20 protein-coding genes are annotated in these 15,401 nt (G+C 42.6%); 19 read left to right on the forward strand and 1 reads right to left on the reverse strand.

Translation table 11 applies throughout. The features are described from left to right. Positions 1–75: 75 nt before the first annotated feature. Positions 76–372 carry a hypothetical protein gene (locus ABLU88_RS14115; RefSeq protein ID WP_348836804.1) on the forward strand — a complete coding sequence of 99 codons (297 nt, stop codon included), beginning with the start codon at positions 76–78 and terminating at the stop codon, positions 370–372. Between the two features lie 161 nt (positions 373–533). On the opposite strand, the gene ABLU88_RS14120 is transcribed toward ABLU88_RS14115, so the two are convergent. Beyond that, the gene (locus ABLU88_RS14120; protein WP_348836806.1) at positions 534–1,967 is read right to left on the reverse strand and encodes a hypothetical protein; all 1,434 of its coding nucleotides are present in this window, start codon (positions 1,965–1,967) and stop codon (positions 534–536) included. 1,114 nt (positions 1,968–3,081) lie between these two features. Between ABLU88_RS14120 and ABLU88_RS14125 the strand changes: the two genes are divergently transcribed. From ABLU88_RS14125 to ABLU88_RS14210, 18 genes are all read left to right on the forward strand, one after another. Beyond that, positions 3,082–4,170 (forward strand): RepB family plasmid replication initiator protein, encoded by a 1,089-nt coding sequence (locus ABLU88_RS14125; protein WP_064190184.1) that lies wholly within the window; start codon positions 3,082–3,084, stop codon positions 4,168–4,170. A 1,833-nt stretch (positions 4,171–6,003) separates the two neighbouring features. Beyond that, positions 6,004–6,534, forward strand: coding sequence for a hypothetical protein (locus tag ABLU88_RS14130; protein WP_064190182.1), 531 nt, complete (start codon positions 6,004–6,006; stop codon positions 6,532–6,534). Between the two features lie 76 nt (positions 6,535–6,610). Continuing rightward, complete coding sequence (locus tag ABLU88_RS14135; protein WP_064190181.1) at positions 6,611–6,814, forward strand: hypothetical protein; 204 nt, start codon at positions 6,611–6,613, stop codon at positions 6,812–6,814. Positions 6,815–6,898: 84 nt separating this feature from the next. Further along, on the forward strand, positions 6,899–7,378 hold the full coding sequence (locus tag ABLU88_RS14140; protein WP_154909809.1) for a hypothetical protein: 480 nt from the start codon (positions 6,899–6,901) through the stop codon (positions 7,376–7,378). 478 nt (positions 7,379–7,856) lie between these two features. Continuing rightward, positions 7,857–8,438, forward strand: coding sequence for a hypothetical protein (locus tag ABLU88_RS14145; RefSeq protein WP_348836808.1), 582 nt, complete (start codon positions 7,857–7,859; stop codon positions 8,436–8,438). Between the two features lie 16 nt (positions 8,439–8,454). Then, the gene (locus ABLU88_RS14150) at positions 8,455–8,748 is read left to right on the forward strand and encodes a hypothetical protein (RefSeq protein ID WP_024198085.1); all 294 of its coding nucleotides are present in this window, start codon (positions 8,455–8,457) and stop codon (positions 8,746–8,748) included. Positions 8,749–8,785: 37 nt separating this feature from the next. Continuing rightward, positions 8,786–9,367 (forward strand): DUF6012 family protein, encoded by a 582-nt coding sequence (locus ABLU88_RS14155; RefSeq protein WP_348836809.1) that lies wholly within the window; start codon positions 8,786–8,788, stop codon positions 9,365–9,367. A 390-nt stretch (positions 9,368–9,757) separates the two neighbouring features. Continuing rightward, positions 9,758–10,627 (forward strand): DUF4942 domain-containing protein, encoded by an 870-nt coding sequence (locus ABLU88_RS14160; protein ID WP_072046149.1) that lies wholly within the window; start codon positions 9,758–9,760, stop codon positions 10,625–10,627. A 52-nt stretch (positions 10,628–10,679) separates the two neighbouring features. Continuing rightward, positions 10,680–11,000, forward strand: coding sequence for a hypothetical protein (locus ABLU88_RS14165; RefSeq protein ID WP_136894265.1), 321 nt, complete (start codon positions 10,680–10,682; stop codon positions 10,998–11,000). Between the two features lie 78 nt (positions 11,001–11,078). Further along, positions 11,079–11,393 (forward strand): hypothetical protein, encoded by a 315-nt coding sequence (locus tag ABLU88_RS14170; RefSeq protein ID WP_348836810.1) that lies wholly within the window; start codon positions 11,079–11,081, stop codon positions 11,391–11,393. A gap of 122 nt (positions 11,394–11,515) precedes the next feature. Continuing rightward, on the forward strand, positions 11,516–11,752 hold the full coding sequence (locus ABLU88_RS14175; protein WP_099745224.1) for a hypothetical protein: 237 nt from the start codon (positions 11,516–11,518) through the stop codon (positions 11,750–11,752). 180 nt (positions 11,753–11,932) lie between these two features. Next, positions 11,933–12,151, forward strand: a complete 219-nt coding sequence (locus ABLU88_RS14180) for a hypothetical protein (protein WP_348836812.1) — start codon at positions 11,933–11,935, stop codon at positions 12,149–12,151. A 93-nt stretch (positions 12,152–12,244) separates the two neighbouring features. Continuing rightward, positions 12,245–12,742 carry a hypothetical protein gene (locus tag ABLU88_RS14185; RefSeq protein WP_348836814.1) on the forward strand — a complete coding sequence of 166 codons (498 nt, stop codon included), beginning with the start codon at positions 12,245–12,247 and terminating at the stop codon, positions 12,740–12,742. Then, positions 12,739–12,927 carry a hypothetical protein gene (locus tag ABLU88_RS14190; RefSeq protein WP_004026413.1) on the forward strand — a complete coding sequence of 63 codons (189 nt, stop codon included), beginning with the start codon at positions 12,739–12,741 and terminating at the stop codon, positions 12,925–12,927. Before ABLU88_RS14185 ends, ABLU88_RS14190 begins: the two co-directional genes overlap by 4 nt. A 248-nt stretch (positions 12,928–13,175) precedes the next feature. After that, the gene (locus ABLU88_RS14195) at positions 13,176–13,403 is read left to right on the forward strand and encodes a hypothetical protein (protein WP_136894257.1); all 228 of its coding nucleotides are present in this window, start codon (positions 13,176–13,178) and stop codon (positions 13,401–13,403) included. Next, positions 13,400–14,044: a hypothetical protein gene (locus ABLU88_RS14200; protein WP_136894255.1), complete on the forward strand. Its 645-nt coding sequence runs from the start codon at positions 13,400–13,402 to the stop codon at positions 14,042–14,044. The genes ABLU88_RS14195 and ABLU88_RS14200 overlap by 4 nt, the downstream gene beginning before the upstream one ends. Before the next feature lie 416 nt (positions 14,045–14,460). Then, positions 14,461–14,847 (forward strand): hypothetical protein, encoded by a 387-nt coding sequence (locus tag ABLU88_RS14205; RefSeq protein WP_136894253.1) that lies wholly within the window; start codon positions 14,461–14,463, stop codon positions 14,845–14,847. A gap of 324 nt (positions 14,848–15,171) precedes the next feature. Then, positions 15,172–15,387, forward strand: coding sequence for a hypothetical protein (locus ABLU88_RS14210; protein WP_136894252.1), 216 nt, complete (start codon positions 15,172–15,174; stop codon positions 15,385–15,387). The last annotated feature ends 14 nt before the right edge of the window (positions 15,388–15,401 follow it).

Raw genomic sequence — 15,401 nt, forward strand, 5'->3', positions numbered from 1 at the left:
TCAAGCAAAAAGGGATGGTGATTCGGTTTCTGGCTGGTCTGTTGCCGATATATTTTAATTCGATAGAGAAAGATTATGTTTAGTGAATTTTATGTTATATCGGCAATTCTTGTTTGGGTTATGCCTCTGATGGCTATTGCCGGTTCTATTTTTCGAAAAGACTTGCTTCCAGCTACCACGTGGAAAGCTCATATATTGTTAGGTGTGATTTTTGCTGCATTTGTTTCATATATTAATCTTAAGGATAGAGATCTCGATCTGGTACCAACAGGAAGAGAATATTTAGCATGCGACTTAATATCACGTAACGAACCTCAGTTCACAACATTTAGAACCGTTACGCTCAATTGCGGAGGTGAGGAAAAAGGGTGAAGGAGGAGTTCTATGAACTTGCCGTTAATGCAGCCAGGAGACATGAGTAAGTCATTAAAAACCACCAAAAACATACCGCCTAAACATAATATTTAGAAAGGGGGCTTTAGAAGCTAAGCCCCCATTCTATCAAACTCAGTAATCTAATGAGTTGAAAACTATTATTTTTTTGCATCATTACTATCTTCAAAATCTATCTCTAGCCCAGAGGTCATTTGATGCAAAGCAGGCTCTCCAATAAGGCTACCTGGTTTATTGGGCCAATCAGCAACTGGTTTCCCTTGTGACGGGGCTTTATCTATTGTTTTAATTGGTTTTTTGGATACTGTCTTATTAACTGGTTGCTTTATTCCATTATCCTGATTTTCGGCTTGAAATTTAGTTTTTGACGGTGGTGTAACCTTTACATTCATCTCTATAAAATCTTGTACAGGCATAGTTATGCCGTTATAGCCAATGGCGACAGGATATTTAAATACCTGGTTTATTGTAAGACTATTTCCAGAAACTCTCGTAACATTACCAGTAAATCCTAAGGTATCTGGAGCTACGGATTGCGAGAGTATTTTAAGCTGTAAGTCCAGGGCATTTATTTCGCTCGCCAAAGAATCCATTTCTGGTGTCGAGTTTGTCTTTTCTGGAGGTGTTACTCCTGTGGCATTTTGATCTGGTGTTGATGGCTCGCCATTTGATTCTTCTTTATTCCCCGGTTTTGCTAATAAACTTCTATTTTGTTCTGATATTGCATTTAATTTCGTGACTAATGCTTCTCTGCGTGAGGATAATGCGGTAAATTTTGCCAGCGATGCTGATTCTGAAGCACTAAAACCGTCGGCTGATGTGATTGTGACATTTATTGATCTTGCATAATACACATCGGTTACAAAAACAATACCTGGAGTAATGCCATACTTATTATTCGCACCATCAAGTAAATTATCGATCAGTAACTCCATTCTCTTCTTCAGATACTGCAATTTAGACGTCTCATATCCATCCACAGTTGATTTGTACAATAAAAATTTATCCATAGAAGAGCTAAAATCAAGACTGATAACTTCAGCATATGGAATGCTGAAAGTTATGTTTCGCCTAGAGCTACTAGCAAATGATAGTTTTTGTGCGATCGCACTGGTCACAGTTCCAAGACCTAGACTTACATCACTCACTGAAGCAAATGAGTAGCCAGGAAAGGCTATTATACCATTCTGTCGGGATTCAGCTGAGGGGTAACTTACAAAAGCGCCTATTCGTGACTGAGCATTGCCCAGGGTTTCCCATTCCTTTGTTTCTGGCATCGTTGGAATAGCTTGTTCTTGTTCCAGTAGGTCAGAAACATCAAATCTTGTGAATCTGATCGGTTTTATTGTGTAAAATTTCGTTGGAACTTTATCTACCATTTTGGGAGAAATAAATGGGAATATATATACATCTCCGGGATAAAATCTCTCCCTAGGAGGGAACAAAGGAAATATGTTTAACTGCCGGGTATTTTTTGCCCACTCTTGCGCTACTATCCCTGGCTCTTGTGTTTCTGCACAGCCGGTAACAATTACTACAAAAAGTAATGGAATTGTGATTTTTATTTTATTCATGACAAGCCCCCACGAGTAACACATAGGTTAATAAATAACGCTTGATATTATTTGTATATTTTTGATGGTTATATTTAAATTGTTAGCAGGGATTTAGTGTTTTACATTCGAATTTATTAAAAAAAACTAAAGACCTGATGTTGACATTGTCCATCATGATTAAAAACTCTTCGCTTCCTAAGCGAGGCGATAAAATATCGTTGCTATGTATATTATTTCGCTGTTAATGGCTACCCTGCTTCTTCGCAGATACAGGAAAGACCGCTTTCCCATTTCTATACATCTGCCGGTAAATCATATCTAAATTCTTCGGGTGGAGTGATGGTATGAGGCTTGGCTGTTCAATGCCCTTTAAACGTCGCAGGAAGGCCTCAGAGGCGTTTTCTTGCCTTCCTTGGAGCTCTGACAGCCCATAGGCGTGAATAGGCTCAGAGGTTGTTTGAAGTGGGGGGAGAGTGATTAGGTTGAGCCCAGGGTAATGCCGTGCCATTAAACACACCTGAATCACACCCTACGGTACGAACTGCGAAAAACAGTAGTAGGGTACAGGCATTCGATTGCATGCCCTTACAGAGCGTTCTGTAGCGTCCTGTTAGCCCACATATAACGAAATCCACAACCTGAAACGCACTACTTGTCTCAAAGGTGAGTTATACGAAAAACAATCCCTGTTAATGCTCGACCTATTTTATTGATAGTAAATGAATATTTCTGATAATTATTAACCGTCGTACGTTTTTGGTTTTACTGATCGTGGCACGGATCATCCTCTTAGTTGTTTTCCGCACCGTATCAGCTTGCTCAGGCATGCATAAACTACTCAAACGCTGTCCACGCAGGACGTATCGAATATCCCCGTTATCCACAGGGTAGATCCAATAATAAGATCCCAATATGATCCTAGATCTAACCCAAAAGAACCCAAAGGATCCCCGGCCTTGTATCCATTTGAATTATATAGATAAATCGGTACTTTTAATTAACCGTCGTACGTGTATTTGTGAATGCTCATATGTGTTTTCATTAACGCATGAATGATTTTAGTTAACAGTCGTATGTAGTTTGATCTACAGTGATGGGATTAAACATTAACGGTCGTACGTTTAGGATAGGAATGACTGTGAACAAGAAAACGGATGTAATTAACAATGAAATCAAAGAACAAGCAGCATTCTCATTCGATGTCGTAGGTGGCACGGGCAAAGTTACTAACTTTACCCCTGGTAACAATGGTACCGTTCAACCTGTTGCTTTGTTGCGGCTTGGGGTATTTGTACCGGCCCCTCCGGGAGTAGCAAAGAAAAGTCTCCCGGAAGGGGTTGTTACGATGGATGTGTCCCGCGATTTACAGCATATGCAGATCGCATCAAGTGAAGGATACAAAGAAATATCGCTATCCAGCCCCCGTCTGGACATGGGGACAGATTTCCGTGTATGGCTTGGTATAGTCCGTTCAATACATGACCACGGCCATTACTCAGGAAGGATTAAGCTTCCTTTCAGCACCTTCCTTAAAAATTGTGGGTTTGACCCCTCAAGGTCGAATAAGCCCATGAAACAACGTATCGATGCTTCGATGATTAAACTGAAAATGGTCACTTTTCAGTTTAGAAATGAAGATTCAACCCTCACTACCGGCCTCATTAACTGGGCACGGTACAACTTAAAAACCAATGAGATTGAGATAGAGGGAGATCCTCGGATCCAGGAGCTCTATCAGATTGACTATAAGGTATATCTGCGCCTTAAGGCCCTTGATAATCTGCAAAGGAAAGAAAGTGCGCAGGCCTTGTATACATACCTTGCCAGCTTACCCAAAGATCCTGCACCGATCTCGATGAAACGTTTTCGCGACCGTTTACGGCTAACGTCACCAGTAGCCTCTCAGAACATGATCATTCGCCGGTCGTTGAAGGAGCTTGAGCAAATCGGGTACTTGCAATACAGAGAAGAGAAGATTGGTCGGTCAATAAAGTTCCACATACTTAAACGTAGCCCCTCTTTGGGTGCCAAAAAGAGCATCCTGGTCCCGGCTGAACAAAACCCAGCAGCTGACGATGCACTGATACATAAACTTAAAATGCTGAAGGCCGCAGGCTACTCAGAAGCGGAGATTGCTGGCGTTCTGGATGCTCTCGATAAGTTGCAGAGGGAAGGAAAGGCTGCTCCCGAAGTCGAGGATGCTGATTTTGAGGAGCTTTAAGGTCACATTCAGGAAACAGGCGTAGAAAAGGGGGGGACGACTCTCTGGAAGAATAGTCCCCTTATCGAAAAGTAACTTTTATCTCTGTTGCTGCACTTATAACTACACGTCCATTACTGCCTCTCAGCACAAAAACATAGTAACTATCTGATATTTATGCAAATAAACGTCATGGAAGACAAATGCGATCAGAAACATTAACGGCCGTATGTTTTCATTCGTATTTGACCTCACCAGCTCAAAACATTAACCGTCGTACGTTCCGTTAGACGTGCGAAGTCCGCAGATTGTCACTTCAACCTGATAAAATTAACGGTCGTACGTTCCCAAGTATCATGGCAACCCCGGAAAAGTAGTAATGATTTTATAATTTAAAACAATCAGTTAAGAGCTATTTAAGTAAGTTTGCATGGTTCGAAAGCTGTTGTTCTTATCATGAGTTAAGTGGAAAAGGTTAACCGTCGTACGTATCACCATGCATTTTGACTGGGATGCGCACTTACAGTTAGTTGCGATGTTTGAGACCTCGTTAGTCAACGAGTTAACCCTGATCAACAGGGTCGTATGTAGCATGCTTAATTTCGATTTTCGTAAAGCGACTCTCCGGTTTTACTTTCAGGTCAGTACGCAACTTAAAGAAAGTTACTTTTATGCCGAAAAGCGTTCTATGCGTTGTGCGGTTCTGGTTGCAGGACAACGCTCGTACGCTCTTTCGTACTAAGAGATCGCATTGCCCAGGTAATAAACCAGGACGGAAAGTTACTTTTGTCGATAAGCCCTGTACGAGAATCTGTTTGCCAGATATCTCAAGTGCCTAAAGATGAAAGGGGGCAGAGTGGAACGAAGGCGTTTGTCTTTGTGCATCCGTTCGTACATCTGGCCAGCCCTGACCTCCACACGGACTCAAGGCTTATCGCAATCAAAAGTAACTTTGTTAAACAACCTCACCAGCTTTTGCTTCGGAAATCCGTTGCTAATCACAGGCAAGACAATTTTACAGAGTCAGCGAATTATTTTTCGTAACTAAGGAATGTTTTTTCGGGATGTAAACAATAAAATGTCATTACATATCAGAACTGTATAAATACACAGTTCTTGAATATGGCCGCCGCCGTTTTTCTGAACGATTGGGAAAATAATAAATATCCTGGAACAGGTCTTTACAGCGTAAAAGGCATGGTTATGCATTTAGCTCATGCCTATAGTGAGTAGCCGAAACATTAAAAATTGATATGAGGTAATGTAGCTTTAGCCGGTGTATACCCCTCTTTACATAATCACTGAATGTTTATGAAATAAAAGAACTTTTTTCTACCCGATATTCAAATAAGGGCTTTACACAACGTTTTAATCTGTATAATTGTTGCTGTCTGATACGAATTAAGAAGAGGGTTTTATTGCATATGGGGGGACGTGGAAGTTGCCGAAGAAAGCGAAGCCTGCGCTGTGTGCCCTGCTATGCAGAAAACTGGCACCGCTACAGAGCTGGGAAGGATTATAACGGATGGGAAGATGTATCAGTGCTCACAATACAAGGGGCAGGGTATGTGTGTCAGTGTAGGCAGTGTGGTCACACCTACATCTCCTATTCCTCTGCTGCCCGTCGCCAGTTTCAGTATCAGGTAAAAAGAAGCCTCGCTGAACCCGGCATACAGGAAAATTAATTTTATTAAAAAGACAATTCACCGTCTTAAGCCAGAATCTCGTCTGCGTATCAGGATACACTTTCTGTATATAGTGGTTATGCATGGACTCGAAGTGTGAATGATGATTCGGACACGTAGAAGATTTCTGGTTTGATAGGTAATAAAAAATTTAGGGTTGGGCAGATTAATGAAAACCTCTATTCCACCGATTCTGTATGGAAGAAATATATCCGATATTTCGGAGAAGCATTTTGCCCCATGGTTTTGTCATGACGATCAATACCCTGCTTTGGTACTGGCTTCAACGAAAATAGTACCGGAGTCACCTTCCCTGGACTGGTTTCTTGGCGAAGAACAATGCGGAGGGCACAGTTGTAACCAGTTTCCGGCAGCGGTATTACCATTGCAGATCATGCCTCAAAAACATGGGACGCTGGAACTCATTGCCGATGAGGAATTTGAGCCACGCTCGCTCGATTATTTTAACAGCGCATGCGACGAGGAACAGAAGCGAGTACGGCTGAATTATCAGTCATTCGTAATTTCTCACGGTTTAACCTGCTCGGATGAAAATGCTCTCCTGCTGACACAGACGCTATACCCCCTGGATGCGACTGATGCCAATCTCAGGGCCTTAACCACAGAACAGATCAATCTCAGAAGCCTGAATGTCGCCACTGGGCTGGTCCTTTTTGTAGTGGGGGTGAACTGCGACTAGGAGAGAGCAATAAAAGATAGTTTCACTACTATGCCACAGGCACAAGTTAACCAATAAAGTCACTTTTGAGGTAGAAATGAAAAACATTAAACGCGAAGCATTACTGGTACCCATCATCGGGTTGTTGATCCTCTCCTATCACATGGGCTATTTCCTTTCCGACTGGCCATTCTGGCAGGTATACGCGATCCTGGCGCTGGCCTACTTTGCTGGCCGTTTTGGACTGAAAAAAAGGGCGTCGAAAGAGGAACCTGAGGAAGGCAAAACAGCCGGCCAGTAAAGCATTACCTGAACTGGCCTGTTGCGCCATCGGCATACAGGCCACTCAGTCATTTTACGGAAAAACCATAAAAGGAAAAACACCATGAGTAACATGACCGTGTCGTTTTACAGCAAAAAGCATCATGACACCGTAGCAAGCGCTATTAAGGCCCGTGCAACATCATCAATTGAGCTGCTCTGTTCTCCTACGCTGAATCAGCTTCTGGATCTGACAAATTCAATCTGCCAGTGCGCAGGTATTGAAAATCAGGTTGGCATTTTTGTTGCCGACTCAGACACTGACGAATCCGCTCCCGGTGAACAGGTATCTAATAACCATGCTGTCTGGCTATATAACCAGAAACGGCATAGTGCTGCCCGTGATGCGATAGTGAAGAAAGACATTACGGAAGTGAAGATTGATGAGCCGCTGACGCTTAATGAGCTTATGGCGATCATCGATGTGGTCAGCCGTTGTGCAGGTATTGATGATGACGTAGTCGGTATTGCCGAGCCGATGATGACGGTTATTGGTACTGGACATTCCGGGCAATCTACAGCTCAGGAATTGATGCTGCATTAATAAAACTCACTCGCAAAAGTTACTTTTGCAAGGAGGTGTTTATGCTGTTTCGGAAACTGGTGTTGTTGGGAGGGGCCTGTACCTTACTTTTGTCCTATCACGGTGGTTATTGGCTAAGCGACTGGCCGTGGTTGTTTTATTATGCGTTGGTCTCATGGTGGTTTTCATTTAGCTGGTATATTTTCATTACCCCTAAAGCAGCTCCTGTTCCGGGAAAGAATAAGAAAAAGGAAAAATCATTGCCTATCGTTAGTCAATCTCCGACTCACCGGTATAAACAGAATGATAGTGATGATTCTTCACTGATGTTACACAGCATTTATTACTCATCAATAAGCAACGTTCAGTCGGATAGTATCATTAATAATAGAGCAGATTGTAGTTATTCGGACTCGACAGATTCAGGTTGCAGTGGGGGTGATTAAAAGTCATGGATAAATAATTACTATTTTTACAAAACAGTAGATGAGGAGGAGATATGGTACACACAGGAATAACCGATCACGCCAGACTCAGACTTATGCAGCGATCTAGACTTCCTCTGCATGTGCTCACTGATATGATCGACAAAAGGGAATATGTTGATTTGGGTTCGAAACCCGGGATATTAAAAGAACACATTCTGATTTACAGTCGACTGGATGAGAGGTGGTACGTTCTAATCAGGGACATAACATCAGGATGTATCATTACGGTGTTACCAGAAAACTTCCATGACTCTTCATTTATAAAAATTAAAGAATCAGATAAGAAATCTGCTTATGATTTAGCAAATAAAGTCAGTGCTCCTCGTTCTGAATTTATTAGTATAAATCTATGTTATAATGATTTCGATGGTTATCGACATTCAAAGAAGATTTATTCGATACCACTTTCACAAATTGATGTGTCGCAAGATACATTTTTAAAGTCCAAATTTATCAAATTGCTTAAAAGACAGATTAGGGAAAACATTGCACGAGGGCTTTCATTTTATGAACAGATGATTGAGCCTGGTTATACACCGCTCTTCCTGAACGTAAAGTTCAGCCCGGATACGTACAAAATACTCTATTTTTGAATGCAGGAGCATCTGAATGTCTGACAGAACGGTTTTTTTGAATTTCCTATCGCAAGATACGACCCCTTTTATTACTGAGGTTGAAATGCTTATTGGTGGAGTTCCACGAATCATGTATCCAGATGGCACGGAACAGTTTGCGGATGATGAAACCGATACACTCCTGATTTACTCCCCTCGACTGACCGAAATTGAACTTGAAGCTTTTTGCGAATTGAACATTGAGCATTACCGGACTTTTCACGATGCCAATGTAAAGCAACTGATCAGGGGAGACCGCGTACCATTAACCCCATTCTGGGCAGAATAAACTTAGCTGCTGGGACTATAACTTTTTTGGGGGGATCATGTATCTGCATCTTGTTCCAACGCTATACCACACCATTTCAAATAAATGCCGACTTGAATCAGTGACGATCCCGGAACTAGAGTTTGAGATTAAAGGTGATGCCCTTTCATGCGGAAGACCGTTTCCTAATAAACGGCTTACTGTGGGTATGCAAAAAAATCGTAAAGCCATGGTTGGCTTACTTCTTGAGTATGAAAAGAAAGTAAGTCATTTTACAACGCAATATAAATGGTACATAGGAGACATTGGTTTTGTTCAGCACAATATTAAAACTATAGTGATGGATTCTGAATTTGACCTTATTTCACAATATATAGGCTTGAATATTGGTCTTGATGAATTTAAACCAAGGTTCCATCCTTCTTATCACAAAGTCGCTCCGGTTAAAATACAACCGATGATGGAATCATATCGAACCGGCGAAGCGGTTAATACTTTGCAGCATGATGTATGGGAGAATAATGTTTTATTGTCCAGAACGGAAACATTGCTCTTGAATACTTTGGAGTCTGACAGGCTTTCCAGATACAGTTTTTTAACCGACAGGCTTCCCCAGCCAGACTCTGCAATTTGCATTTGAAAATTCTAAATGCAGCTCCGGTTTAGTTCCGGGGCTTTTTTTTTCAACAAGACATTCTTAACTATTCTTGCAAGTTCTGTTATAGGAATCCTGAAATACAATCAGAAAATGTATGGTGCATGTAATTTACGTTTTTACGGTTTGTTTCAGTCTAATATCCTTCATCATTACTAAATGATTTTGCCTTAAGTCTCAGTCTTGCTTAATACCCTTCGTAAACACTGGAGCATCATGAATTATAGTGTTTAAATCAAGAATGTCAGGCCCTGAGAAAGTTACTTTTTTTTGGGGAAGTTTATAAAATGGGGGTTGATGAAGAGTTAAAAAAAGGTATCCTGGTTTCAACGAAGAAAGATTTTTCGTACTAACCTTTTCTTTCAGGGAGTTTCTATGTCCATCGAAAATACATTGATTGATGAATTAAACACATCAGAGAACACAGGAGATATTATTCCTTCTGTACCTATTGATTTAATCATTGCTCAACGTACTGCTGGCATTGCGGCGTTTATGGAAGGTTTAGAGAAACTCAGAGAAGCAGAAATGTTGTTCGCAGCTGCTGCTGAAAAGGATTGGTTCTCAGGGCTGGATGAGATTGTGGCGTCAGGTAGGCGTTGCCGTAAAGAAAATGAAATAGAGGCTTTACGACGCCGGGTGGCTCGTTGTGTTGATAGCAGCATCTGGACACGCCTGATGACCCAGACAGGGATGTTTACGTTTATGAGTAGTGAGCAACATGACAAATGGACTGACCAGGTATACGGCGAAGAATGCCCGGAAGTGACTCTGGACAATGTCATCAGTACGTTTCAGCATCTTCATGCCTCAAAGAATGAAACGTTTGTTACTGGTATTATTGATGTTTTCCGTAAGCTGTCCTGGGACTATAAAACAAATAATCCTTGCCGTCTGGGCAAGAAAATTATCCTCGAAGGTGTTTTATCCATAAATGTCTCTCGAACCCGATACGCTTCGGTCAGGACTAATGCTCAGAACTGGATTAACGATCTCGCTCGTGCTTTCTGCCTCATCGACAAGAAAAACGTGCCAGATTCACGGATAGCAGAAGGGAGCCAGTACAGGGATTTTATCAACTTAAACAGTTATACGTTAAACGGTGTGTTTACCTGTGAGTGGTTCACTATTAAATCTTTCTGGAAAGGTTCCGCTCATGTGACGTTTACTCGTCCAGACCTCGTTGACAAAATTAATGATATTGTGGCTACTCGATACCCTGATGCTTTACCATCCAGGGTCTGAAATTAATTCACGTTTTGAATCCATACACTACAATTTATATAGGAATCTGGATATGGCTATTGTAATTAAAGAAAGTTATACCACCGCTGTGATCAGCACAGCGCACATTGCTAAAGATGACGTCGAGTTATTAACTGATGCCAGTTATAATCCTCGTTCTGAGAGTGGTCGTAACTGGATTCATGCAAATGAGTATGGCTACATTATTCGGATAACTTGTGAAAATCCCGGATGGAAACAACTTTTACGTGATGATGGTATATCCTGGCCTACAATCGAAAATATCGAAAAAGTAATTGCCGCTGGGTACGAATGTGTTCATTTTGATCGTGACGCAGATATTGTGGATGAACTTAATACGTGGGAGTGGTAACAATTATTATAAGTGACTCATAACCTATCGGGTCGGGACAATATATGTGCGTAAAACAGAAAAATCAAGGAGTCGCAAATGGGTATAGCAAATGGATGTAGTTCAGTACAGCAAGATGTTCCTGCAACCGATAATGACATTCGACATGAAGTAATTGTCACCGGCTGTGTGACAAAATACGGAAGAGGGATTCATTTCTGTAATAATGAGCTCCTAAGTGGTGCTAATCATAATCTCTGGTTCCCGTTGAGCACTGAGGAAGACTGGTTTTCCGGCATTGAGCGTGTGCTGATGATGAATGGTCTGGCGGAGAATGTCGTCAAACTCAGTCCTCTTAATGACGGGGAAGATTATCACGACTGGAAAGTGACGTATAACCGCCGGAACGTCTGACAACCTGGAAAGTAACTTTTTACCTGTTTATACCTGTGTGAGGATGCGATAACTGTGTTAAAGCGGAATGCATTTTTCTCCGAAATGACATTGTTAATATCATAAATACCGAGGGATTTTTAATGTTTAACCAAACTGAAAAGTCAATTGCCCAGATTGCGGAATATATTCCCCGTGCCTGTCGCGATATGAAGTTAAAAGAAGCCAAGGCCCGGCTTGCTACAAAAATCGCTCTTTATATTAATGACGGCAGTGATGCCGAGGTGCTTAATGCAACCTTCGCTCGTGCACTTAACAGCCACACCCGGGAGGATTTCTTTTCTAACGTATCTGCATCTATTGATTATAAGGAGTCATGATTACAATCAAAGCAAATATAATCACGTTATTAATGTCATGATTTATTACATTACTGCTATGTGCTCCAGTGATTTCGGATTAATGATAAATAGGGTGTTTAGAGGGGTTGACTGGAAGTTCTAAGTTGCTATCCTGGTGATTAATGATAATAAAATTTACCGAGTAACGGAGGCTGATAAGTGGCCACTCACATTCGTAATTTTAGCTGGAACCGGGTAAAGCTTTCGACGCTCACATACGACCAGTTAGAACAGCTAAAAAAGAAAGTCGAAGAAGAACACCCCTGTAATAATGGGATCTTCCTTTATGACAAAGCTGGGTTGAAAAAACTTGATGCTTTGAGCTGGGCTGTATATCACAAAATGAAAGCAGACAAAAAGTCCGGCCAGGTCAGTTGATTTCTCTGTCATAAAACTAAATCCACTTCTTGCCGGACATAGCCTGAAAATTTCTGCAAATCGAGGGTGAAGTTCTTTTTGAGGAAGCGTTGTATGAAATTATCCAAATTCTTTGAGCTGATAACTGCAATATGGGCAAACAGACTCAACCAGCGCCGCGATCCTGAAGTCACGATCATCATCCACTCTCCGGGAAGTGTCGGAGTTACACCAGCAGTAGAAGTTGAGTCCATCGAGGCCGGGTTCGACTGGAATGCCGGTCAGGTGTTGATTTACCCGGCACAGCCATTGACCACGCTTACGCCAGACCAGGTAGCAGACATTACCACCAGCGTGCGCAAAGGCCAGTCCTGGCATGCCTATGAGGCTTACAAGAAGCATAAAGCCGAAATGGATACCGCCGCGATTGAGTATTCGAAAGTAGCAGGACAGCGTGATGAATTATTGACAGCCCTTGAAGCACTTTCTGATGCTTGTGACACTGGCGAACGTGACCGGGATGGAAAGCAAAGCGGAGTAGTTATTCCTGACAAACATGCTGTATGGGCTGCGCGTGAAGCCATCGCCCGCGTCAAAGGTGGTATAGTATGAAAACTGATATCACCGCACTGCCACCCAAAATCAACAATGGCGTACTCCGGCGATTGAATGCTCAGCGCGGGCAAAGAAATGGCAGAGGCGGAAGATATAAGCGTTTTCCATCAGTTCAGAATATAAACGATTGGGTCGTAGAACGTTTGATTTCAGAAATTATCGCAGAGAGCAGAGATGACTGATTTCACCGAGCTGACACAGTCAGAAATAAGTGCGGTCGTAACCGCAGCCCGTATCCGAAGAGTCAGACCTTTCGATGGGGATGAGTAATGGCTAAGCGCGATTTTAACCCAACTGGAGCGACATGCTGGCAGGGTGGTAGTTGCACTCGCAGGGGGATAACTCGTCGTCATCGTTATATCACCGGGGAGCAAGCCAGGATTCTTACTTAGTTCTGTATAGACAATTTAGAACAAGAGAAAAACTGACAATGACAAAATATACCGAGCTCGACGCAAAAATACTGAACAAAATTGGTGGGCACCCAGCACCATTTTCCAGTCTGTACGTCAAAGATGTAGCCGAAGAATGTATCCGCATTGCAAATGAGGAGAAAAAGCCAGAACCCTTTCGCATTCTCGATCGCCGACTCCAGGCGCTACGTAAAGCTGGTGTAATCCGCAGCACAACTAAGGGATGGGTGAGGGCTAAATCATGACAACAGAAACCTTAAGCAGAGAGTGGTTACAGCATCAAATTTCAGCGATTGAAGGCGCTGGCATCACTGACAGCAACACATTGGCAGCTTTCAAGCTGGCGCTGGCCGCGATGAGTAGCAAGCCGGTAGTGCCGGATGAGGTCGAGCGTGTTGCCGCTGTATTAGAGCTTATCGGTAGCTTTGAGGCTAATGATATTGATAGCGACACAGTAGATTTACGTTTTGAGGTCGCTGATGTCGACGCAGGTTCTGACGTATCCATTACGGAATATGCCGCACGCGGTGCCGCGATGATCCGCATGCTGGCGGGCAATGCACCTGTAAACCCAGACGGTTGCATTCTAGAAGCGCTGGAGAACATACAAAACGAAAATAAAGTTTCACGTGACCAGTTAGTCATTCTCCAGCTAACGCTATTAAAGCAGCAGAGAAAGATTGCAGAGCTAGAGTCCCGCACCGTGAAGCTGCCGAAACCTAAAGATTCTGACCCGGGCTGGAAAATAGATCCGGAATTTATCAGCAAAGTTCAGAACGAGATAGGGTACGATGACCAATGCGAATGTTGGGAAGGTACACCTTCCATGGAGGTAGTAGAGGCCGTTTTGCTGGCCGCCGCTGGTGTCAAGATGGAGGCTGAATAGATGGCATTCGTATCTCAACTGGGAACAATACCAAAGCGTAGCGGAAGAGTGCCAGGTACTAAGTTCATTTCGTTTAGAAAGACAAAATCTGGTGCTACTGGCGGGTTTATTACTAAGGACACTGGACTGCGCGGAACCAAAATAGACATTCAAATTGATGAGGATAATAAAACTATCCGTCTTGGCGAGTACGCGAACGGAGTGACGGTAACTCAAAGACAGGGCGTATTCAGTTGCTCGGTTAGCGTATTTAATGCAGTGGGAAAGTGCCGAATATCCCTGACTGATGGCGGGGATGGGTGGTGGTACGGAAGTTATAAATAAGTAGGCAGCTAACCACTATTATCCGGTTTATACTAAAAACCAGGATCTTCCCCTGCTGGAATCACTTGGACTTAGATTTTTTAGGCGGATTCATGAGTAGAGCCGAAAATATTCAGGCTGTATTTGATCTAAAAGCTGGTTATTCACTTGGGTTCGCCGACATCGAGATTCTCAAGAGAGTGGCCCGCATGGCGCTGACTGCAATGGACGGCGAGCCGGTAGTGTTTACCGACGAACGAAACCTTCATCATATTGCCATGGGCCGAGAAACCTCTCTGATTTGGGGTAAGCAGAACTCAGAGACAGGAGATATCCCGCTCTATCGCCACGCGAAGCTAGTGCCGGATGCATTGATAAAAGCTGTAGCATTTTACGAGCAGGTTAAACGTGAAAACCCGCCAGTAGAAACGGGAGCCTATAAAGATGCCGTTGAGTGGGTACTGAGAGAAGCCTGCCGGGCTGTCAGAAAGGATGAATGATGTCACAGACAATCAGAAAGAAAGTTACTTTCCTACTCTCTGTTAGAAAGAACCCCGCATAAGCGGGGAAATATCTCGTTGATAATGAAGATCTTCATACTCACCTTTGTTTAGTCATCACACTGATCGCGATACTATATTATTCTTCGCTCATTATTTCCCAGTGTTTATGAACGTTCCTTATTTGCTTTTCTGGTGAGTAATTGTGAAATCTCATCAGAAAAAGTAACTTTTACCAGGAACCAGCAATTAGGGGCTTGCACATGAGTTTCAAAATAGTATCCTGGATTTAAAGAAAAAGGATATTAACCGAGATTATCACTCATGAATGATCCCACCATAGTCAAAGAATATCGAAAAGCAAAGTTACGTGCTGCTACTAGTGCAATTGAGATAGCCATCATTGCAATGGAAGATTTGATTAACGACTACGATCGCGAAAATACCCATTTTAGCGGGGGGCATCCCAGACAGGGCCATGCAAGTACGTTGCGGCAGATGCAGCAAATTAATAAGGCATTGAAGCGGGGGCGAGTATGACGGATATCACCGAA

It is taken from the genome of Klebsiella sp. GW_Kp182, from assembly GCF_040062275.1.
Lineage (GTDB): Bacteria > Pseudomonadota > Gammaproteobacteria > Enterobacterales > Enterobacteriaceae > Klebsiella > Klebsiella michiganensis.